The 20550-nt window shown below is 65.7% G+C and carries 18 protein-coding genes; 16 read left to right on the top strand and 2 right to left on the bottom strand.

All coding sequences use genetic code 11. From position 1 onward, the window contains the following. Positions 1 to 245 (top strand): alpha/beta fold hydrolase (locus MLGJGCBP_RS04715; protein ID WP_201452960.1); only part of this gene is annotated, 245 nt, incomplete at its 5' end. Positions 246 to 450: 205 nt separating this feature from the next. On the opposite strand, the gene MLGJGCBP_RS04710 is transcribed toward MLGJGCBP_RS04715, so the two are convergent. Further along, positions 451 to 1101: a TetR/AcrR family transcriptional regulator gene (locus MLGJGCBP_RS04710; protein ID WP_160094242.1), complete on the bottom strand. Its 651-nt coding sequence runs from the start codon at positions 1099 to 1101 to the stop codon at positions 451 to 453. Positions 1102 to 1284: 183 nt separating this feature from the next. Between MLGJGCBP_RS04710 and MLGJGCBP_RS04705 the strand changes: the two genes are divergently transcribed. The 6 genes from MLGJGCBP_RS04705 (at position 1285) to MLGJGCBP_RS04680 (ending at position 9196) form a co-directional block, all read left to right on the top strand. Then, positions 1285 to 2886: an AMP-binding protein gene (locus tag MLGJGCBP_RS04705; RefSeq protein WP_160094241.1), complete on the top strand. Its 1602-nt coding sequence runs from the start codon at positions 1285 to 1287 to the stop codon at positions 2884 to 2886. A 334-nt stretch (positions 2887 to 3220) separates the two neighbouring features. Next, complete coding sequence (locus MLGJGCBP_RS04700) at positions 3221 to 5965, top strand: branched-chain amino acid ABC transporter permease/ATP-binding protein (protein WP_160094240.1); 2745 nt, start codon at positions 3221 to 3223, stop codon at positions 5963 to 5965. Further along, on the top strand, positions 5962 to 6702 hold the full coding sequence (locus MLGJGCBP_RS04695; RefSeq protein ID WP_201452959.1) for an ABC transporter ATP-binding protein: 741 nt from the start codon (positions 5962 to 5964) through the stop codon (positions 6700 to 6702). The genes MLGJGCBP_RS04700 and MLGJGCBP_RS04695 overlap by 4 nt, the downstream gene beginning before the upstream one ends. 80 nt (positions 6703 to 6782) lie before the next feature. Beyond that, positions 6783 to 8033: an ABC transporter substrate-binding protein gene (locus tag MLGJGCBP_RS04690; protein WP_160094239.1), complete on the top strand. Its 1251-nt coding sequence runs from the start codon at positions 6783 to 6785 to the stop codon at positions 8031 to 8033. Between the two features lie 21 nt (positions 8034 to 8054). Next, positions 8055 to 8303 (top strand): hypothetical protein, encoded by a 249-nt coding sequence (locus tag MLGJGCBP_RS04685; RefSeq protein WP_160094238.1) that lies wholly within the window; start codon positions 8055 to 8057, stop codon positions 8301 to 8303. 77 nt (positions 8304 to 8380) lie between these two features. Next, positions 8381 to 9196: a mycofactocin-coupled SDR family oxidoreductase gene (locus MLGJGCBP_RS04680; protein ID WP_160094243.1), complete on the top strand. Its 816-nt coding sequence runs from the start codon at positions 8381 to 8383 to the stop codon at positions 9194 to 9196. 76 nt (positions 9197 to 9272) lie between these two features. On the opposite strand, the gene MLGJGCBP_RS04675 is transcribed toward MLGJGCBP_RS04680, so the two are convergent. Next, positions 9273 to 9932 carry a TetR/AcrR family transcriptional regulator gene (locus MLGJGCBP_RS04675; RefSeq protein ID WP_160094237.1) on the bottom strand — a complete coding sequence of 220 codons (660 nt, stop codon included), beginning with the start codon at positions 9930 to 9932 and terminating at the stop codon, positions 9273 to 9275. A gap of 295 nt (positions 9933 to 10227) precedes the next feature. On the opposite strand from MLGJGCBP_RS04675, the gene MLGJGCBP_RS04670 reads away from it, so the two are divergent. The 9 genes from MLGJGCBP_RS04670 (at position 10228) to MLGJGCBP_RS04630 (ending at position 20330) form a co-directional block, all read left to right on the top strand. Beyond that, positions 10228 to 11148: a hypothetical protein gene (locus MLGJGCBP_RS04670; RefSeq protein WP_160094236.1), complete on the top strand. Its 921-nt coding sequence runs from the start codon at positions 10228 to 10230 to the stop codon at positions 11146 to 11148. Between the two features lie 31 nt (positions 11149 to 11179). After that, a complete protein-coding gene (locus tag MLGJGCBP_RS04665; protein ID WP_160094235.1) occupies positions 11180 to 12316 on the top strand; it encodes an acyl-CoA dehydrogenase family protein in 1137 nt (378 codons plus the stop codon). 1 nt (position 12317) lies between these two features. Then, positions 12318 to 13346 (top strand): acyl-CoA dehydrogenase family protein, encoded by a 1029-nt coding sequence (locus tag MLGJGCBP_RS04660; protein WP_160094234.1) that lies wholly within the window; start codon positions 12318 to 12320, stop codon positions 13344 to 13346. Between the two features lie 195 nt (positions 13347 to 13541). Beyond that, positions 13542 to 14408 (top strand): branched-chain amino acid ABC transporter permease, encoded by an 867-nt coding sequence (locus MLGJGCBP_RS04655; protein ID WP_160094233.1) that lies wholly within the window; start codon positions 13542 to 13544, stop codon positions 14406 to 14408. Positions 14409 to 14426: 18 nt separating this feature from the next. Then, entirely contained in the window at positions 14427 to 16244 is a 1818-nt protein-coding gene (locus MLGJGCBP_RS04650; RefSeq protein WP_160094232.1) for a branched-chain amino acid ABC transporter ATP-binding protein/permease, read from the top strand. Continuing rightward, positions 16234 to 16956 (top strand): ABC transporter ATP-binding protein, encoded by a 723-nt coding sequence (locus MLGJGCBP_RS04645; RefSeq protein WP_160094231.1) that lies wholly within the window; start codon positions 16234 to 16236, stop codon positions 16954 to 16956. Before MLGJGCBP_RS04650 ends, MLGJGCBP_RS04645 begins: the two co-directional genes overlap by 11 nt. A 48-nt stretch (positions 16957 to 17004) precedes the next feature. Then, complete coding sequence (locus MLGJGCBP_RS04640; protein WP_160094230.1) at positions 17005 to 18222, top strand: ABC transporter substrate-binding protein; 1218 nt, start codon at positions 17005 to 17007, stop codon at positions 18220 to 18222. Next, the gene (locus MLGJGCBP_RS04635) at positions 18212 to 18820 is read left to right on the top strand and encodes a PaaI family thioesterase (protein WP_160094229.1); all 609 of its coding nucleotides are present in this window, start codon (positions 18212 to 18214) and stop codon (positions 18818 to 18820) included. Before MLGJGCBP_RS04640 ends, MLGJGCBP_RS04635 begins: the two co-directional genes overlap by 11 nt. A gap of 280 nt (positions 18821 to 19100) precedes the next feature. Next, complete coding sequence (locus MLGJGCBP_RS04630; RefSeq protein ID WP_160094228.1) at positions 19101 to 20330, top strand: ABC transporter substrate-binding protein; 1230 nt, start codon at positions 19101 to 19103, stop codon at positions 20328 to 20330. Positions 20331 to 20550 lie beyond the last annotated feature (220 nt).

Genomic DNA, 20550 nt, shown 5'->3' with positions numbered 1-20550 from the left:
TCGTGCGATACGAACGCGCTCGGGACGCCGCGGCCGCGATCACCGTTCCCACGATGCTCGTTCGTGGCAAGCAATCCCACGTGGTCAGTGAGGAAGGCGCGAAGGAACTGCTCGAGCTGATCCCGACCGCGAAGCTGGTCGACGTCACCGGGGCCGGTCACATGGTCGCCGGCGACGACAACGATGTCTTCAGTGGCGGGTTGAAGGGATTCCTCGACGACGAGGTTGTCGCCGTCCGCCGCTGAAGACGCCGATCCCCTCGAACATCACCTGCCATGGGCTCATCGTGGATCCGCGTCCGTGCTGTATCGGTCCTCGCGATGCCGGGGCTCGTCGGAGGACTCGTGGGCGACCGAGACGAGTCATGTGAGCCAGGGCTCCTGGCCCGCCTCCTTCACGATGCGTTCGCCGTGGTCGAGTTCCCCCGGGTGTCCATTCCCGAGAGCGACCTCAATCGACCTCGGCGCCCGGGACGGGAAGGACGATCAGGCGTACGGCCTCCTGCGCGATCGATTCGCTCGTGTATTTTTCGCGGCTGCTGTACCACCGGGACACCCAGTTGACCATGCCGAGAATGAGCCTGGTAGCCACGAGGGGATCGTCGGCGCGCAGGTGGCCGCCCTCGATGGCACGCTCGACCGTTCTCGTCCACAGTCGTTCGTACCCACTGGCCCATTTGCGCCATCTCTCGTAGGTTTCCGCCGGCAGCCCTATCCCGAAGTACACACCCGCGTACTCACGCATGCGGATCGAGGCGTCCACCTGGAACTCGATGAGAGCGATGAGGGCCTCGCGTGGGCCTTTGATCTTCCGCATCAGCTTGCGGGCCTCGACCTCGACGTTGCGGGCGCTCCGCTCGAACAACAGCGTGTGCAGGTCGTCCATCGAGCGGACCGTTCGGTAGAGGGTTGCGCGCGACAGGCCGAGTTCCTCCGCCACGGACTCGATGGACACCGCGTCGTAGCCCTTCTCGGCGTACAACTTGGCCGCGACGTCCGCCACGACATCCAGGTCGATGACGCGCCGTGGCCGCCCCACCGGACGTTTGCCGCCGTCGGCTTCGGCGACAGTCTCGGTCGTCCTCCCGTTTTTCCCCGGCATCGTGCCTCCACATCGCATCGGATATCGGGTCCACGATACGAGATCATGCGTCGTTCGACGCCGATCCCCGGACGGGGCGTCCTCGTGCAGGGTCGGAAGCCTCGGTTGACGCCAGTTTGCTATTTTGAGATAGTTAATTTCGTAATCATCGGGACACCGGCCCGCAGCGCACACGGAGGTCTTATGTCTTGGCAGGGGATCAGGCATATTCCGGTCACCCAGATTCTGGCCGAGCTGGTCTCGACGAAACCCGGCGGTATCTTCGCCAAGTTCGGGGAGTGGGCCCCCACGTACGCCGAGATCGACGCCCGCGCGAAGGAACTTGCCGGTCAGCTGCACGCCCTGGGCGCGCTCCCGGGAGACCGGATCGCCACGCTGGCGCCGAATCGGTACGAGCTACTCGAACTCTTCGTCGGTATCGCCGAGCTGGGCGGTATCCAAGTTCCGCTCAATCCCTACCTGAAGGGCGAGTTTCTCAGCCATCAACTGCGAGATTCCGCAGCCAGGATCGTGGTCACCGACGGACCGGGCTGGCGCGCACTACGCCCACTGCTGCCCGCGGTGCCGTCGATCGAGGCGGTCGTGCTGTTCGACGACGTGGACGACCGCTCGGCCGACATTCCCACCCTGCTCTACCGGGAGATGCCCGACGCCATCGCGCCCTCGGTCGACGTGGGCCCCGAATCGACGATGGCGATCATGTACACGTCCGGTACCACCGGGCAACCGAAGGGATGCGTCCTCTCGCACGGCTACTACGCGCGGGCCGGCCAGACCATCGCCGAGGTCATGAGGTTGACCGAGGACGATGTCTTCCTGACCCCGCTGCCGCTGTTCCACGCGGGTGGCCAACTGGCGTCGATCATGCCGTCGCTGATCGCCGGTATTCCCGTCGTCGTGGTCCCGGCTTTCAGCGCAACCGGATTCTTCGAGACAGCCACCGAGGCCGGCGCCACCGTCGCCAACGCGGTGGGCGCGATGGGGATGATGCTGCTCGGTACGCCGCCGGGCAAGTACGACACGGCGCACAAACTCCGGCTGTTCAACGTGTCGCCACTGGCGTCGACGTATCACCCGGAATTCCGGGAACGATTCGGTGTCGATCCCTGGACCGAGTCGTACGGACAGACCGAATGCGTGTTCCAGACCCTGAACTCCCCGTACGGGGAGCGCGACCGGGACAGCAACGGTAAACCGCTGCGCGACCTGGAGATCGCGTTGCTCGACGACCGGGGGCAGCAGGTGCCGGAGGGCGAGGTGGGCGAGATCTGCGTGCGTCCGCGGCACCGCTTCGCGATGTTCGACGAATACTGGGGCCGCCCGGAAGACACCCTGGACGCATTCGAGGGGTTGTGGTTCCACACCGGTGACTACGGCACGATCCGCGAGTCCGGTGCGCTCCGCTTCGTCGACCGCAAGAAGGACGCGCTTCGGGTGCGCGGCGAGAACGTGTCGAGTCTCGAACTCGAAGCGGCGCTGTGCCGCCATCCCGCCGTCGTCGAGGCCGCTGTGCACGCCGTGCAGTCCGAACTGGGGGAGGACGACATCAAGGCGTGCCTGGTCGTGCGGCAGGGGGAGACGGTCGAACCGTCCGGTCTGTTCGAATGGATGCAGGACCACGTTCCGTACTTCGCGGTCCCGAGGTATATCGAGATCGTCGCCGAGCTCCCGAGGAACCAGGTCGACCGGATCCAGAAGCACCTGCTGCGTGAGCGTGGTGTGACCGCCGGAACCTGGGACCACCGCGCTCTCGGGCTGACCATCGCCCGGGGCGCGCGCCGCTGAGTCTCGTCAATCGTGGGATGTTCAGTTTTTCAAGCGAATTGGCTATACGGAGAACTCTCGTGCCCCGGTGATCGGCCTCTCCGTGACGCCTGCTCCGCGGTACTCGCGACGCAAGGTGTGGCACTGCTGTGCGTGTGGGGTCCCATGCGCAAAATCGTTGCGATGCAAGCGTGTCGGTGGCGATTGATGTCCGGAAATACCTCCGAAACTAATTTGCGACGATAAGTCTTGCAATTATCGATCACGGCTCATAGAGTGGGTCACGTCACACCGACCCAGCTTCGACGGCAACCCTGGCCCGAAGGCATGCGGTCTCGGAACCCCTAGGAGAGGCATGTCGAGTTTATTGCCGTTCGTGATTGCCGGGCTGACGCTCGGTGCGGTATACGGCCTGGCCGGCGTGGGTCTCGTCTTGACCTACAAGACCTCCGGTGTCTTCAACTTCGCCCACGGTGCGTTGGCCACCGTCGCCGCGTACTCGTTCTATTCGCTGCACATCACGATGAAACTGCCGTGGCAGATGGCCGCCGCGATCGCGATCTTCGTGATCGGCCCGCTGCTCGGCCTGGCCATGGAGCTGCTGGCCAGAAGAATTCAGGCGACGAGCCTGCCTCTACAGGTCGCGGCCACGGTCGGTGTCCTGCTGGTGATCGGGGCGTCCGCTCAGTTGATCTACGGCACGGACCAGCTCCTGATCGTGCGGAAGTTCCTCGGAACCGGCACCTTCGAGCTCGGGGACACGACCGTTCTCACTGCCGACGTCATCACCTGCGCCGTCGCCCTGCTCGCCACCGTCGCACTGTCCGTCTACTTCAAGTTCACGCGACGCGGCATCGCGATGCGCGCGGTTGTCGACAACCCGGACCTGCTCGACGTCGTCGGCACGAGCCCGTCGATGACGCGCCGGATCGCCTGGGTCATCGGCGGCGTGTTCACGGCGGTCAGTGGCGTGCTGTTCGCGCCGCTGCTTCCGCTCGACGCCGTCCAACTGACGTTCCTGGTCGTTTCCGCGTTCGGCGCGGCCGCGCTGGGAGCCTTCTCGAACCTGTGGGTCACCTTCCTCGGCGGCCTGGTGATCGGTGTGCTCGCCTCGCTGTCCACCAAGTGGTTCACCGACGGAATTCTCGCCGGAATCCCTGCGGCGCTTCCGTTCCTCGTTCTCTTTGTGGTGCTGCTGGTCTTCCCGAAGCGTGCCCTGTCGGTTCCGGCGTTCACCGTTCCGCGTCCGCGTCCGGTCTGGGCGGCACCCATGCGCATGCATGTCGTCGCCGGCATCGTGCTCGTCCTGGTCCTGGCGGCTGTTCCGACGTTCGCCGGCGTCTACCTGACGGCGTGGACGACCACTCTGGCGCTGGTCATCGTGTTCCTCTCGCTGGTTCTTCTCGTCCGCACCGCCGGGCAGGTGTCGCTCAGTCATGTGGCGTTCATGGCCATCGGTGCGGTCGCGTTCTCCCGCATCGGACTTGACAGCGGGCTGCCGTGGATCGTGTCGTTGATCCTCGCCGGTCTCGTCGCGGTCCCGGTCGGTGCGATCCTCGCCATCCCCGCCAGCCGGCTCGGCGGACTGTATCTCGCGCTCGCGACGTTCGGCTTCGCCGTCCTGTTGCAGGAGATGTTCTACAGTCAGCGCTTCATGTTCGGCGCGAGCGTCACGAGCCTGAACGTCCCCCGTCCGGGTATCGATTGGTTCCAGTCCGACTCGGGCTACTACTACGTTGTCCTCGCCCTGGTCGTCGTCACCACGATCGCAGTGATGGCACTCAACATCGGGCGGCTCGGAAAGCTGTTGCGGGCCATGTCGGACTCACCGACCGCCCTTGCGACGAGTGGTGCCTCCGTCAACGTCACTCGGGTCCTGGTGTTCTGCCTGTCGGCGTTCCTCGCGGGAGTCGGCGGCGCACTCGTCGGCGCCGCGCAGACGTCGATCTCCGCGATCTCCTACCCACCGATGCTGTCGCTGACCTACTTCGTGCTGATCATGATCGCTGCCGGTGGAATGCCCTGGAGCGCAGTCATGGCCGCCGTCGGTATGACTCTCATCCCGGCTTACGTCCACGGGGAGACCGTCAACATCGTCTTCCAGCTGCTGTTCGGTGTCTTCGCGGTCATCGCCGCGATGCAGTCCGGCTCGGCAGGCGGCGCCCCCGTCGCCGTGCAGCGCGTCGTCGACCGGATCTTCGGGTCGAAGGGCAAGCACACCGAGAAGGCGAAAGCCGCGGTCGTGCCGGTCGAGCGTGAGCGGGTGTCCGGCGGCGAGTTGACCGTCGAGAATCTCCGTGTCCAGTTCGGCGGAATCGTCGCCGTCGACGGCCTCGGGTTCTCCGCGCCCACTGGAACCATTACCGGTCTCATCGGTCCCAACGGCGCGGGCAAGACCACGACGTTCAACGCCTGCTCGGGTCTCAACCAGCCCGCCCGTGGCAGAGTCCTGCTGAACGGCAAGGACGTCTCCCGCCTCGGTCCGGCTGCCCGGGCCCGGCTGGGTCTCGGACGCACCTTCCAGCGGATGCAGCTGCTGGACTCGCTGACGGTGCGCGAGAACGTCGCAATCGGTCTCGAGGCCGCCCTCGCCGGTGCCAACCCGATCAAGCACATTTTGCCGAAGCGCGGCGAGCACGCGATCGTCGATGCGCGGACCGAGGAAGCCCTCGCACTGTGCGAGCTGACCGAACTCGCGGACACGCCGGCCGCATCCCTGTCGACCGGTCAGCGCAGGCTCGTCGAACTGGCGCGATGCCTGGTGGGTGATTTCCGGATCCTGCTCCTCGACGAGCCGTCGTCCGGCCTGGACCGGGCGGAGACCGAACGGTTCGGCGAGATCCTGCGTCGCGTCGTCGACGAACGCGGGGTCGGCATCCTCCTCGTCGAACACGACATGGCGCTGGTTCTCGACGTCTGCGAGAACATCCACGTCCTCGACTTCGGCAAGCACATCTTCTCCGGCACCGCCCGGGAGGCCATGCAGTCCCCGATCGTCCAGAGCGCCTACCTCGGGGAAGACCACGACTTCGACCAGGCTGTGGCCGACGAGCTCGACGACATGGCAGTGCAGCTCCCGGAAGGTGTGCCCGCATCATGATCAACGACAACATCGTTCCCGCGATGGAACTGAAGAATCTCACGGCGGGATACGCCGGAGCGCCGGTCCTGCGCAACGTGAACATCACGGTTCCGCCGAACACGGTCGTGGCACTGCTCGGGCCCAACGGAGCAGGCAAGACCACGCTGCTGCGTGCCGCCGGCGGGCTCCTCGATCCCAGGGAAGGACTCGTCATGGTGGGGGGCACGGACGTCACGACGCGCCGTCCCCATCGCCGCGCGGCGGCGGGACTGTGCCTCGTGCCGGAGGGGCGGGGAATATTCTCCCGCTTGACCGTTCGCGAAAACCTGGCCCTGTTCGCGCCGGCCGGAAGCAAACAGGACTGCTTCGACATCGCACTCGAGGCGTTCCCCGTCCTGGGCCGCAGGCTCAAGCAGGAGGCGGGCAAGATGTCCGGCGGTGAGCAGCAGATGCTCGCCCTGACACGGTGTTTCATGACCTCGCCGAAGGTCGTCCTCCTCGACGAGGTGTCGATGGGGCTCGCTCCGCTGATCGTGGACCAGATCTTCGAGGCCCTGCGGACACTGGCGGCGACGGGCACCTCGCTGCTGCTGGTGGAGCAGTATGTCGGCCACGCACTGGCCTTTGCCGACCACCTGTACCTCCTCGATCGGGGTGAGGTGGCGTTCTCCGGATCGCCCGACGACATCGACGAGGACGAGTTGGTCCAGCAGTACCTCCACGTCGACACATCCGAGCACGCACGCACCGCGTGACCCGCAGTCGAACCACTACACATCCCCCTCGAATCTCTCGTCCGCGGACCCTCGGGCATCGCGTCCACAAGGAGTGAAAAATGCGCAATTGGAAGAAGGCTCTGGCTGTCGCCGGCACGGCGGCCGCACTGGCCGCCGTCACCGCCTGCAGCGGGGCATCGTCCTCGGGTACCGACCCCGTCAGCACGGCGTCCGGCGACCCGATCCGGATCGGATTCGTGTGTAGCTGCTCGGGTCCGCAGTCGGACGCCCTCGGCGCGACCGACGAGATCGCTCTGGCGTGGGGCAAGGCGGTCAATGCCAAGGGCGGCATCAACGGCCACCCCGTCGAAATCGTGGTGAAGGACGACGGCCTCGATCCGACGCGATCGCTGCAGGCGGTCAAGGAACTCGTCGAGGTCGAGAAGGTCGTGGCCATCGTCGGCGAGGCCAGCCCGGTCGTCGACTCCTGGGTGAACTACGTGGATGCTCAGGGCATTCCGATCGTCGGCGGGTTGTCGTTCTCGCCCCCGTTCCAGAAGAGCCCGAACTTCTTCGCCAGTGGGCCTTCGCTCGCGGTGCAGGAGTACGCGGTATACAAGATGGCGAAGGAACAGGGCCGATCGAACCTCGGATTCCTGTACTGCGGTGAGTCGCCGGCATGCAAGGACTCCCAGGTGCTCGCCGGGAAGATCGCGGATTCGTTCGACCTCGGTTTCGAGGCGATGCAGATCTCGGCGAACTCCCCGAACTTCACCGCTCAATGCATCCAGTTGAAGGAGCAGGGAGCCGACGTCCTGAAGATTCTGAACACGTCACCCGTGCAGTCGCGGGTCATGGAGAGTTGCCGGCAGCAGGGCTACCAGCCCGCCACTCTGTCCACCGCCGGCGGCCTGTCGGACGACTGGCTGAAGGATCCGAACTTCGACGGCAGGCTGACGTCCTCACCGGCCGCGAACTACACCGACGAGAGCATTCCCGCGGTCAAGGACTATCTGGACGCCGTCGACCAGCAACTTCCCGACCTGCGCGGAACCAGCCAGTTCAGCCAGCCGAACTCCCTGGTATGGGTTGGATTCGAGTTGTTCGAAGCCGCCGCGAAGGCCGGCAACGTCGGTCCGACGTCGACGCCGGACGACGTGCGGAAAGGTCTGTACGCTCTGAAGGATGAAACGCTCGGCGGTTTCTCCATCCCGCTCAATTTCACAGAGGGCACCCCGGCAAATATCCCGTGCTACTTCACGTTCGAGGTGAAAGACGGTGAGTTGACCTCTCCGGCCGGCCCGGGCTACAAGTGCCTCAGTGACGACGAGGTGGCCGACCTCCAGCGGCTGAACCAGCCGACCACGTAACCGATCCAAGGAGTGAGTGAAATGCAGGTCGTGAATCAGGGCATCGCGCAGGATGTCTCTCTGGCGGTGCTGCTCGACAACGCCCGTACCGCTATCGCGGCGGCCCGGGATGCCGGCCTCGACATCCAGAGCATCGGCATCAGTCCTGCTGACTTCGAAGCGGTCCGAGAGGCGAAGGAGTTCGAATTGCGGGTCGGTGTTCCGCTGCGGCTCTTCGGTATCGCCATCGAATCCGACGACGAGGTCAGTCTGGGCGCGGTACGCCTGTAATTCGCCGGCCCGCGGTGCGCGACCGGTCACTCTGCTTGCCCGACCGAAATGAATTCGAGAATTATGGAGAATATTTGATGAGTCAGCGTTTGCAAGGAAAAGTTGTGTTCGTGACCGGCGTCGCGCGCGGTCAGGGCAGGGCGATCGCGGTTCGCGCGGCCCGGGAGGGCGCTGACGTCATCGGCGTCGATGTCGCCGATCACCTGCCCGGTGTTCCCTATGATTCGGCGACGCTCGAGGATTTGAAGGAGACGCGTTCGCTGGTGGAGGCGACCGGGCGCCGGGCGCTGATCGAGCAGGGTGATGTCCGTGATCTGGGTTTCATGACCTCACTGGTCGACCGGGGTGTGGAGGAGTTCGGCCGGTTGGATGGGATCGTCGCCAATGCGGGGATCTGTATCCCGAACACGTGGGATGCGACGACGCCGGAGGAGTTCCGTGACACGATGGACATCAATGTCACGGGGGTCTGGCATACCGTGATGGCGGGTGCCAAGCACCTCGTCGATGCGGGCGGGGGTTCGATCGTCATGACCAGTTCGTACGCCGGGGTGAAGATACAGCCGTTCATGGTTCCCTACACGGCGAGCAAGCATGCGGTCACCGGGATGGCGCGGGCCTTCGCTGCCGAATTGGGTAAGCACAATATCCGGGTGAACAGCATTCATCCGGGCGCCGTCGAAACCCCGATGGGTTCGGGTGACATGCAGCAGCGGATTGCACAGGTGGAGGAGACCAATCCGCCGCTGGGTCTGATGGCGACGGCATTCCTGCCGGACCGCCGAATCGACGTGGACGACATCGCGGATCTGGTGCTCTTTCTGGTGTCGGACGATTCGAAGAAGATCACGTCCGAGCACATCAGTATCGATGCGGGCGCGCACTCCTACTGAGCCGGCTGCCTAACGGAGGGCCCTCGGTACCACCGGATTTCCGCTGGTAACGAGGGCCCTTTCCCGTTCCGTGCGGTCAGCATGCGGAGGAGTCGGGCGTCGGCCCGCTCCAGTTGGGGAGCACGAGTTTGATGGCCGCGTTCGCGATGTCGTCCGGTGTCGGTCCGCTCGCCGAGCTGTACCAGCGGGACACCCAGTTGACCATGCCCAGGATCAACCGCGTGGTGGTCCTGACGTCGTCGCTCTCGAGGTAGCCGGCTTCGACCGCGCTCGTGACCGCTCCCGTCCAGAGTTTCTCGTACCCGCCCGCCCACGAGCGCCAGTTGTCGTATACCTCGGGTGACAGCCCCCAGCCGAAGTAGACGCCCACGTAGTTCCTCATCCGGACGGACGCGTCGATCTGGAAGCGGATGAGGGCGATCAGTGCGGTCCCCGGCTCGCCGTGGGCGCTCAGGATCTTGCCTGCGCTGTTCTCGACCGTCGACAGGATACGTTCGAGGAGGATGTTGTGCAGCTCGTCCAGGGAGCGCACGGTTCGGTACAGGGTCGCGCGGGACACGTCGAGGCCTTCTGCGACGGCCTCGATGGACACGGCGTCGAAGCCGTGCTCGTCGTAAAGTCGAATGGCGACGGCAGCGACCTCGTCTGGGTCGATCCGCAGTTTCGGGCGCCCGACCGGACGTTTCGCAGGAGCCGTCCGATCGGCGGGTCGGCTACCTGTCGTTGTTCGCGTCATACGTACTCTCCTGGTATTGCAAGGTCTGAGGTGCGCGCCGCTCTTGCTCGGCAGAGCCGCCACATGTTCGACACCGGCGGTTGGGCAGCAATTCGATGTTCGCCAGCTTAGTTGCTGGCGCGGGACGGTACCAGTGGCCCAAGCGTGGTTGCCGAGAGCGCCTTCCGCTCAACTCTTCTCTGCATGGTCAAGCAGGTGCGATCCGGAATGAATTGCCACCGGGAGTTCCGTCGGCAACATTTATGGCATAAGCTGTCTCAATATCAAGACGTCGACATGAAAGGAGGTCGAGTCCATGTACGACGCACTTGTGTCAGCCGACATCGTGACCGACGATCCGGACGGAGCGGCCGCGGCTCTCGTGGCGCTGCTGGGCCTGCCGGCACCGAGGCCGAATGCCTTCCTCGAACCGGAGGGGCACGGCTTCCGGGCGGCCTGGTTGCGGATGCAACCGTCGCTGCGGTCGGCGCCGACCCGTATCGAAATGATCGGTGCACGCCCACGGACCGCGCCACACGACTACGTGGAGGAGCGCATCGACGCCCAGGGCAACCGCCCGGTCCGCACGCACGCGACAGTACTCGCCGGCGACGTCGAAGCGGTGATGAAGCACCTCCAGGCCAACGATGTGCGACACCGGGTCACCCCGGTGAGCGAGGACTTCGACTTCCCCCGGGTGTGGGTCGGCGTCACAGCCGACGACCCTCTGGGCTACGACGCCGACGTGGACGCCGGTCTGTGGATCGAGGTCGTCCCCACCTCGAGTTCGGGTGTGCCCGCCGTCCCCGCCGAAGACGGTGCCGGCGACGGCCCGGGTGTGCGCAGGATCAGGGCCCGGAGGTTTCTGGTCGACGACGTCGACGCCGCGGTGCGGGCCCTCGACGCGAACCTCGGACTCGTGGCCACCTCGGTCGGCACGCGCGAGTACGGGATCGGCGCGACCTACGAGTTGGGGAATCCGCTCAGTGCGGCGCTCGAACTGTGCCAACCGCGCCCGGACTCCGAGCTCGGCACGTTCCATCGCGAGTGGGGACCGGGACCGCACGCCGTCGTCCTCGAAGTTGGCGACCTCGACTACATGGAGGCGTTGCTCGCCGATCGGGGTGTCGTGGGTGTCACCTCGACGAACGCGGACGGGGAGCGGATCCGTCGTCTCGACCCGTCGTCGACGCTGGGTGTCCCGTTCGAGTTGGTCGAACCCCGAGCGCACTCCTGACCCGTAACCATTTCAAATCCAAGGTGGCAAAATGAATCTCGAGGAATCCTCGACCGACCACGAATTTCGGATGGAGGCGCGCGACTGGCTGCGGACGAATCGTCCGGCCGAACGGTTGCCGTCCCCCGATACCGAGCGCGGCTTCGCTCTCAACCGCGAGTGGGAGCGGACGCTCTTCGAGGCCGGGTGGGCCGCGGTGTCCTGGCCTGCGGAGTACGGCGGCCGCGGTCTCGGCCTGTGGGAGTGGATGATCTTCGAGGAGGAGTACTTCGCCGCGGGCCTGGGCCCGCGGGCCGCACAGAACGGGCTGTTCCTCCTGGCGCCGTCGTTGTTCGAGTTCGGCACGGACGCGCAGAAGGCGGAACTGCTGCCCCGCATCGCGGGGGTCGAGGACATGTGGGCGCAGGGCTGGTCGGAACCCGAGGCGGGCAGCGACCTCGCCGCTGTGCGGGTTCGGGCGGACAGGGACGAGGCGGCCGGCGGGTGGCGGGTCAACGGTCAGAAGACCTGGAGCACGCGCGCCCCGTTCTGCAACCGGCTCTTCGCTCTGGTGCGAACGGATCCCGAGTCCACGCGCCACCGCGGCCTGTCGTACCTGCTGATCGATCTGGACGCCCCCGGCGTCACGGTTCGTCCGGTGCAGAAGCTGGGCAACGAGACCGGCTTCGGCGAGATCTTCTTCGACGACGTGTTCGTTCCCGACTCCGACGTGCTCGGCGGGGTCGGCAACGGCTGGAAGGTCGCGATGGCGACGACCGGTTCCGAGCGTGGTCTCATCCTGCGCTCGCCCGGCCGGTTCATGGCTGCGGCCCAGAATCTCGTCGATCTGTACGCCTCCGTCGACGGCGCTTCGTCGACCCTGAAGCGGGACGTCGTCGACGCGTGGATTTCGGCCCAGGCCTACCGCTACAACTCGATGAAGACCGTCACCCGAATAGCGGAGGGCGGCAAGGTCGGAGCGGAATCGAGCGGTAACAAGGTGTTCTGGTCGGAGATGGACGTGCACATGCACGAGACGGCGCTCGACCTGCTCGGTGACGGTGCCGAGATCGACGGAAAGTGGTGGCACGGGTTCATCACGTCGATGGCCACACCGATCTTTGCAGGAACCAACGAGATTCAGCGCAACATCGTCGCTGAGCGTGTACTTGGAATGCCGAGGAGCTGACATGCGTTTCGCACCGACCGAGGAACAGATCGCCTTCGCGGAGGCGACGAGAAGTTTTGTGTCACGGGAGTGCCGGCCCGACGTGGTCCGTACGGCATGGGCCACCGGCCGGACGCCTGCGGCCCTGTGGGACGGGCTCGACGGGCTCGGCCTGCTGACGCTGCTCGCGCCGGAGGAACTCGGTGGCGGTGGTAGCGAACTGGAGCTGACGTCGGCGTTCGAGGAGTTGGGCCGGGCCGCCGCGCCCGGGCCGGTCGTCGAGCACGCTGCCGTCGCCGTCCCGCTGCTCGCCGCCCTGGCTCCGGACCGGCTCACGGATTCCGCAGTGATGAGCGGAGGCCTGACGGCGACAGTCTCGGACGTCGTCCCCCATCTCGGTGCCGGACACGCGCTCGTGCTGGAGCCGGATCGCATCCGGCTCGTCGATCTGAACGGCATCGAACCGCGGGAATCGATGGACTCGTCCCGGATGGTCGGACGCCTGGACCGGTCACGGATCGACGCGGCCGAGGTCCTCGCACAGGGTCCCGGCGTGACCGTCCACATCGCGCACGCGGAGGACCGTGCGGCGCTGACGACGGCCTCGTTCCTGCTGGGACTGTCCGCGAGGGCAATCGAGATCACCGTCGAGTACACCTCGAGCAGAAAGCAATTCGGCACCCCGATCGGGACCTTCCAGGCGGTCAAGCATCACCTGGCGAATGCGCACATCGCGGTCGAGATGGCCCGCCCGGTCGCGGAAGCGGCTGCCTGGTCGATGGCGACAGGCGCCGACGACTCCCGCCGCGTCTGCTCGATGGCGAAGGTGATGGCGAACAAGGCTGCCCGCACCACGGCGAAAGCGGCCCTGCAATGCCACGGTGCCATCGGGTACACGATGGAAGCAGATCTCCACCTGTACCTGATGCGGATCTGGAGTCTGCTCAATGCCTGGGGGACAACCGAATTCCACTCGGACAGAGTGTTCGACTCCGTGGGTGAGGTCGTCACGGATGCGAATCCTTCGCGGCAGGCAATTCTTGTCGGCTGAACCGCCGTCGGGGCCGTTCCCAGGATCGGCCCCGACCGCACCGTGCGTGTAATCGACTGGGGCAACGTCTATTTGAGGAACCCACTCTTGCACATTGGATATGAGACTAATAAGATCTAAATTATGTGGCGGGGCTCACGCCACGGTCCCGGGACGACGTGTGGATTCCGACGGGGCACGGCGAAAGGATTACACGTGACGTTGCTGTGGTCGGCCCTGGCGATCGGCGCGCTGTACGCGCTCGTCGCGGCGCTGTTCAACATCGGAATGGCGCAATCCGGGGTCTTCAATTTCGCTGCGCCGCAGACCGTGATGGTCGGAGCGTTCGTCTCGTACGAATTCGTTTCCCGGGGACCGCAGATCTCCGCCGTCCTGCTGGTGCCGGTCTGCCTACTGGTCGGCGCCGTACTCGGCTACGTGACCGAACTGGTCGCCGTGAGGCCGGTCATCTCGAGGGGCGGTGACGGCATCCTGATCACCACGGTCGGTGTCGCCTTCGTCCTCGAGGGGATCGCCTTCGCGACGTACGGAACCGACGGGCACCGGGTTTCGGTCTTCGGGCTGGACCGGGGCATCGACCTCCTCGGCGGACGACTCGCAGTGGTCGACATCGTCCTCGTCTTCGCCGCGGTGGCCGGCATCTTGGCCCTGCACACCCTGACCCGCCGGAGCCGATGGGGACTCGAGGGCCGGGCCGTGACCATCGATGCCACATCGGCGATGCTCAGGGGCATCAACGGCACCCGCGGCCGGGCTCAGGTGCTGATGCTCGCCGGCGCGCTGGGGAGTGCGCTGGGCATCCTGGCCGCCACGAAAATCCACTCCTCCTTCGACCTCGGGATCCAGCTGCTGGTCTACGCCTTCGTCGCATTTGCGGTGGGAGGAATCGGCAGCTTCCACGGGTGCCTCGTCGGCGGGCTGATCGTCGGCCTACTGCAGGCGTACACGGCCCGCTACATCGGCGCCGAATACTCACTGATCTTCGCGTTCGCCCTCCTTCTCCTGACGCTGCTGATCCGCCCGACAGGGCTGTTCGGGACACGTCAGCTCCGGCTCGTCTGAACTAGGAGAAATCGACCCATGGAGCGGATCGTCAAGTACGGCTGGACCGTACCCGTCGTGTTGTGGCTCGTCGTCCTGCTCCTCCCCGCGCTCGGCTTCTCGATGCTGTCCGAGCGCCAGATCATCCTGATCGGCGTCTACTGCCTCGTCACGGCCGGCATCAACCTCAGCTTCGGGTTCGGCGGTGAACTCGCGCTGGGTCAGGTTGCCGTGATGGCAGCCGGGGCGTACAGCGCGATGATTCTCGGCATCAACGGGATCGACGATCTCGTCGTCAATCTCGTCGTCGGCTGTGCTGCGGGCGCCCTGCTGGGTCTGGTCACCGGCCTACCCGGTCTTCGGCTCAGCAAGTGGTCGCTCGGACTGACGTCGTTCTTCCTGATCATGTTGTTGCCGTCCGTCGTGGTAGCCCTGCGGGAGTACACCGGCGGGCTGGAGGGCAAGTTGATATCCCCGCCCACCTTGCTCGGCGTCCCGCTGACGACCGGCGAACTCTACACCACCACCGTCGTGGTGGTCGGACTGTGGCTCGTCATCTTCCGCAACCTGATCCTCTCCGCCTACGGCGTGGCATTGAGATCGTTCCGCGAGAACCCGCGCCTGGTGGAATCCCTGGGTCACTCGGCCACCACGATGAAGCTCAGTTCATATGTCGTGGGATCGATTCCCGCCGCGATGGGCGGAGTGCTGTACGCGTACCTCGCCGGATACATTTCACCCGCCCCGTTCAACCTGTCGATGCTTCTGGCGGTTCTGGCGGCCTCGGTCCTCGGCGGAACGCGCAGCATCTACGGTTCGGTGATCGGTGCGGCGATACTCGTGATCGTCCCGGACCGGATCTCCTCGTTCGAGGTCTACTCGATGGCGATCTTCGGTGCGTTCCTGGTCATTGTGGCCGTGCTGTTCTCACACGGCATCGCGGGCTACCTGTCGATGCTGAAGAAGCGGACGCTGGGTGGGGTGTCGGCAAGCCGGAAACGCGCCGTGCCACAGCGCGCGGACGTGGTGCTACCGGACCTGAGCGGGGGCACACTGTCGGCGAGTGGTGTGACGAAGCACTTCGGCGGCGTGGCCGCGCTCGACGGGGCCGGTGTCGTCGCCGAGCCGGGCATGATCACCGCGATCATCGGCAGCAACGGCGCGGGGAAGACGACTCTGCTCAACGCGATCTCGGGTTTCATCAGGCCGGAGGCGGGGGAGATCGAGATCGACGGCACGTCGATCTCTCGCCTCACCGCCGCTGCCGCGGCCCGGTCGGGCGTATCCCGTGCGTTCCAGACCCCGGCGATTCCCGACGAGATGAGCATCCGGGAGATCGTCGCTTCCGGAATGCTGCGCGCGGGCCGATTTCGTCCCGTGGCCGCAATCCTCCGCCTACCCTCCTACCGGCGCGCGCGGCGTGAGGAGACCGACCGAGCCGACGCGTTGATCGCACTCGTGGGGCTCGATCACCTCGCGGACCAGGAAGCGGCCACGCTTCCCCTGGGCACGCGCCGCCTGCTCGAGGTTCTCCGTGCCGCGGTCGGTGCGCCCAAGGTGATCCTGCTCGACGAACCGGCCGCCGGTCTCGACGAGACCGCGCTGGACGACCTGACGCGCCTGTTGCAGTCGCTGCGGAAACTCGGCGCAACCATCGTCCTCATCGAACACAACGTGCCATTCGTGATGTCGTTGGCCGACACAGTGTTCGCGATGCACCTCGGGAAGGTCATCGCGTCAGGTGATCCCGAGGCGGTGCGCAACTCTCCCCAGGTGATCGAGAGTTACCTGGGTCGTCCGCTGACCGTGGCAGTGGCCGAGACGTTCGATCCGCAAGGAGCGCAGGATGTCCGATGATATTCGCGGTGGTCGACTCGAGGTGAGCGGTGTCAAGGTCGCCTACGGGGACATGACGGCTGTGTGGGATGCCGGACTGACCGCCTCGCCCGGCAGGGTCACGGTCCTGCTGGGGTGCAACGGCGCCGGGAAGACGTCACTGCTCAACGGGATCGCCGGATCGCTTCCGAGCAGTGCAGGTTCGGTGGTGCTGGATGGGAAGGATCTCTCCGGCTCGCCTGCGTGGAAGCGGGCACGTTCCGGGATCAGCCTGGTCCAGGAGGGCCGGCGGATCTTCGGAGACTTGCGAGTCGACGAGAATCTCCTGCTCGGATTGCCCCGGGTGTCGTCGGCCGAGCGGCGGCGACTGCTGGACGACGTGTTCGAGGACTTCCCACTTCTGCACGAGATGCGTGCACGCGTGGCCGGGCACCTGAGCGGTGGGCAGCAGCAACTGCTCGCCATCGCGCAGGCGGTCGCCGGTCGACCCCGAGTGCTGCTCGTCGACGAGCCGTCGTCAGGCCTGTCCCCGGTCGCCTTCGCCCAGGTCCTGGACGTGATCAAGTCCGTCCGGGACCGCGGTCTCGCCGTCGTGCTGGTCGACCAACTCGTCGACCTGCTCCTCGACGGGATCGCCGACGACGTCGTCGTCCTCGATCGGGGGCGGGTGACGTTCGCGGGTTCGGCCGAGCAGATGACCCCCGATCGGATCACTTCGGATTTTCTTGCCTGAGGCCGTCGCCGAAGCGTCGTGCCCGGGCCTCGAGGAAAGTAGGAATCGATGAATCGCACCGCCACCCGCCGATGGCTCACCGGCCTGGCCGGGCTGTCGTGTACCGCTCTCGTGTTGACCGGTTGCAGTGCCGGTGCGGGTGCAGGCAACGACGGGTCCGCATTCCACGTGCTGGCGCTGGCCCCGCTGAGTGGGCCGCTGAGTTCTCTCGGATCTCTCCAGGTCGCGGGGCTCGAAGCCGCCGCTGACATCATCAACGACAAGGGCGGCATCGACGGCCGCACGGTCGTCGTGGACGCCGAGGACAACGCCGGTGACGCCGCGACCGGTGTCGAACGGCTGCAGACCTACCTCACCGACGACGGCAGGCCGGACATGCTCATGCCGGGCCTGACGAGCCAGGAGGTGATGGCCGTCCTGCCCCTCGCCACCGCGAACCAGATCCTGACCATTCACGTCGGGGGTGCCACCGATGCGAACGATCCCGAGAAGTTCCCGTACGCCTTCGGTTCCGGCACGACGTTCATGGAAGTGAATGAGCGCGTCATCGAGCACTTCCGAGCCGAGGGGTACCACAAGATCGCGTACATCGGGGCGGACACGACGAGCGCACGACTGAGCTTGGCCGCGATGGAGAAGGCAGGCAGCGAGCACGGGATCTCGGTGGTCTCGGAACTGGTGGCGCCGACGTCGGTCGACGTCACGCCCACGATGCTCAAGCTCGCCGCGCAGCAGCCGGACGCACTGTTCCTCGCGGGAGCCGGGCCGATCACCGGTGTCTACCTCTCGAGTGCCCGGACCGCCGGATGGGACAAGCCGATCTTCGGCAGCAGTGAGACCTGCGCAACCGACTTCGCCACCATCGCCCGACCGGAGCAATGGTCGAACGTCCAACTCCACTGCTACGCCTTCGCGGTCGAGGGGCAGCCGAGTGCGCAGAGCGAGACGTTCGCCGCCTTCCGCCAGGCACTGGGCAACCACACCGACCAGCCGATCGGCGTGAGCCTCGTGACCCCGGGGTTCACCTACAACGATCTGATCCTCGCGTGGGGGGCGTACGAGGCCAGCGAGAGCAACGAGGCCGCGGAGCTCGCGACCGCACTCGAGAGCGGCAGAGTTCCGGCCGAGATCCGGGAGAAGTACATCGGACCCGTGGACTGGGACTTCAGCGCCGACGACCACACGATGACTTGGGGTGCCGACGAACTCGTGTTCGTGCACGCGGGCCCGACCGTCGACGGAATGCTCGTTCCCGATGCCGACTAGCGAGGTGCGACCCGATCGGGAGATCACCGGGAGGGCCGAATCACCGATCCTCCCGGCACCGGTCTTCGACCGGCTCATCGCCGAGATGCGACGCTTCCAGGACCTGCTCGCCGGCGCGGCCCTCCCGGCTGCCGACGCGGAACAGCTGACAACCCTGCTCGCGACGGGTGCGTCGTCGCTCGCGGAGCACCAGGTGCCCGACGCCCGGCGCGACTTCTCGAACCGCCGCGACGTGCCGAGCCGCGGCCAATCGATGACACCGTGGTTCGAGGTGGTCGAACGCGATCACGACAGCGTGGTCGCGCAGGTGCGATTCGGGCGGTTCTTCAACGGTGTCGGCGGTGTGGCACACGGCGGTACGATCCCGCTGATCTTCGACGACGTACTCGGCTCACTGGCGTCGTGGGAACGCTCACGTTCGCGCACGGCCTATCTCAACGTGTCGTACCTGTCGGTCACACCGCTCGACACGCCGCTGATACTCGAGGCCGCGTTCGAGCGGGAAGAGGGGCGCAAGCGCTTCCTCCGAGGCACGTTGCGGAACGGGGACACCGTGTGCGCGCGAGCGGAGTCGTTGTTCGTCGCCACCACGATCTGACGGGGTGCACGTGCTGTGAATCGGATAGTCCTTCCGTAACCCTGTGCAGCGCAGAAATCGAAGTCGAGCGGGTTGTGAATTCCGGTCCTCCGCATGTTGACATCCGCACCTTCGGTCGTGTGTAGTGGGTCACATCACAGTTTTGAGTCGATAATTCTCGTAATCGATATCGACCGGGGGCGGTTCGTCTCCAACTCCTTCCCGTCGATCCTGTTCCCGATATACCAGCAAGCGTGAATGTGCTGGGCCGCAGTTTCATTGGAATCCCGGAAGGAACGTCATGAATTTGTGGAGGAAGCTGGCCCCGATCGCCGGAGCCTCGCTGATCGCCCTCGTCGCCAGCTGTGGCCAGGTCGAAGAACCGGCGAGCACGGTGACCGGGGACCCGATTCGAATCGGATTCGTGTGTAGCTGCTCCGGGGCGCAGTCGCATGCCCTCGGCCGGATGGCGGACGTCGCCGAGGCATGGACTGAATCGGTGAATGCTTCCGGCGGGATCAACGGCCACCCCGTCGAGGTCATCCTCAAGGACGACGGACTCGACGCCGCCCGCTCGCTCCAGGCGGTGAAGGAGTTGGTCGAGAACGACAAGGTCATGGCCATCTCCGGTGAAGCGAGTCTGGTCAGCTCCTCGTGGGTGAACTACCTCGCCGACAAGAAGGTCCCCGTCGTGGGTGGGCTCACCTTCTCCACGCCGTACGAGACCAGCCCCGACTTCTTCTCGACCGGTGCGTCGTTGACGCTGCAGGAGTACGGCGCCTATTCCCTCGCCAAGGAGCAGGGAGCCGAAAAACTCGGATTCCTGTATTGCTCCGATTCACCGACCTGCAAGGACTCCGCGGGCGTCGCCGAAAAGATCGTCAAGGGCCTGGGTATGGAGATCGTCTCGGCGCCCGTCTCATCGACCGCCCCCAACTACACGGCGCAGTGCCTGCAGATGCGCGACGAGGGAGTGGACGCCCTCATGATCCTCAACTCGGGACCCGTGCAGGCGCGCGTGCTGTCGAGTTGCGCCCAGCAGGGATACACACCGACCACCGTCTCCTCCGCCGGCGGGTCCTCGGACACGTGGACGCAGGACCCCAATTTCGACGGGCGACTGATGTCGTCGGCCATCGCGCCGTGGCAGGACGACTCCGTCCCGGGAGTCCGGACCTTCCTCGACGCCATCGACACCTTCGCCCCTGACCTTCGCGGTTCGGAACTGTTCCAACAGCCCGCCGCGCTCGTGTGGGCGGGACTCGAGTTGTTCAAGGCCGCAGCCGAAGGCGGCGGGGTGGGACCGCAGTCGACGCCGGCCGATGTGCGCAACGGTCTCTACGGCCTCGTGGACGAAACGCTCGACGGGTGGACTGCACCACTCAACTTCCGCGAGGGGGAGACGTCGTCGGTGCCGTGCTACTTCGTGATGGGAATCGAGGACGGCGCATTCGTCTCCCCGGGGGGTGCGGACCCGATCTGTGTCGACGACGGCGTGTACACGGGTCTGAAGGCTCTCCGCGCTCGCTGAGTAGGCGGTGAAGGCAAGGCCGGGACTCCTGTCCGGGCGACATCGACAAACGCGTGTGGGAGAGAACTCATGCTGAACAAGGAAGACAACGACCTGCTCACCCGCGTGGAGGGTGACGCGCCGATGGGTGTGTTGATGCGTCGGTACTGGACGCCGGTGCTGATGTCGGAGGACGTCGTCTCGGACGGCGCTCCGCGGCGGATCAAGATCCTCGGCGGCA

Source organism: Rhodococcus sp. T7 (assembly GCF_009872365.1).
Classification (GTDB): Bacteria; Actinomycetota; Actinomycetes; order Mycobacteriales; family Mycobacteriaceae; genus Rhodococcus_F.
The sequence above is the reverse complement of the archived record's forward strand: the minus strand, read 5'-3'. Positions and strand labels throughout refer to the sequence as shown.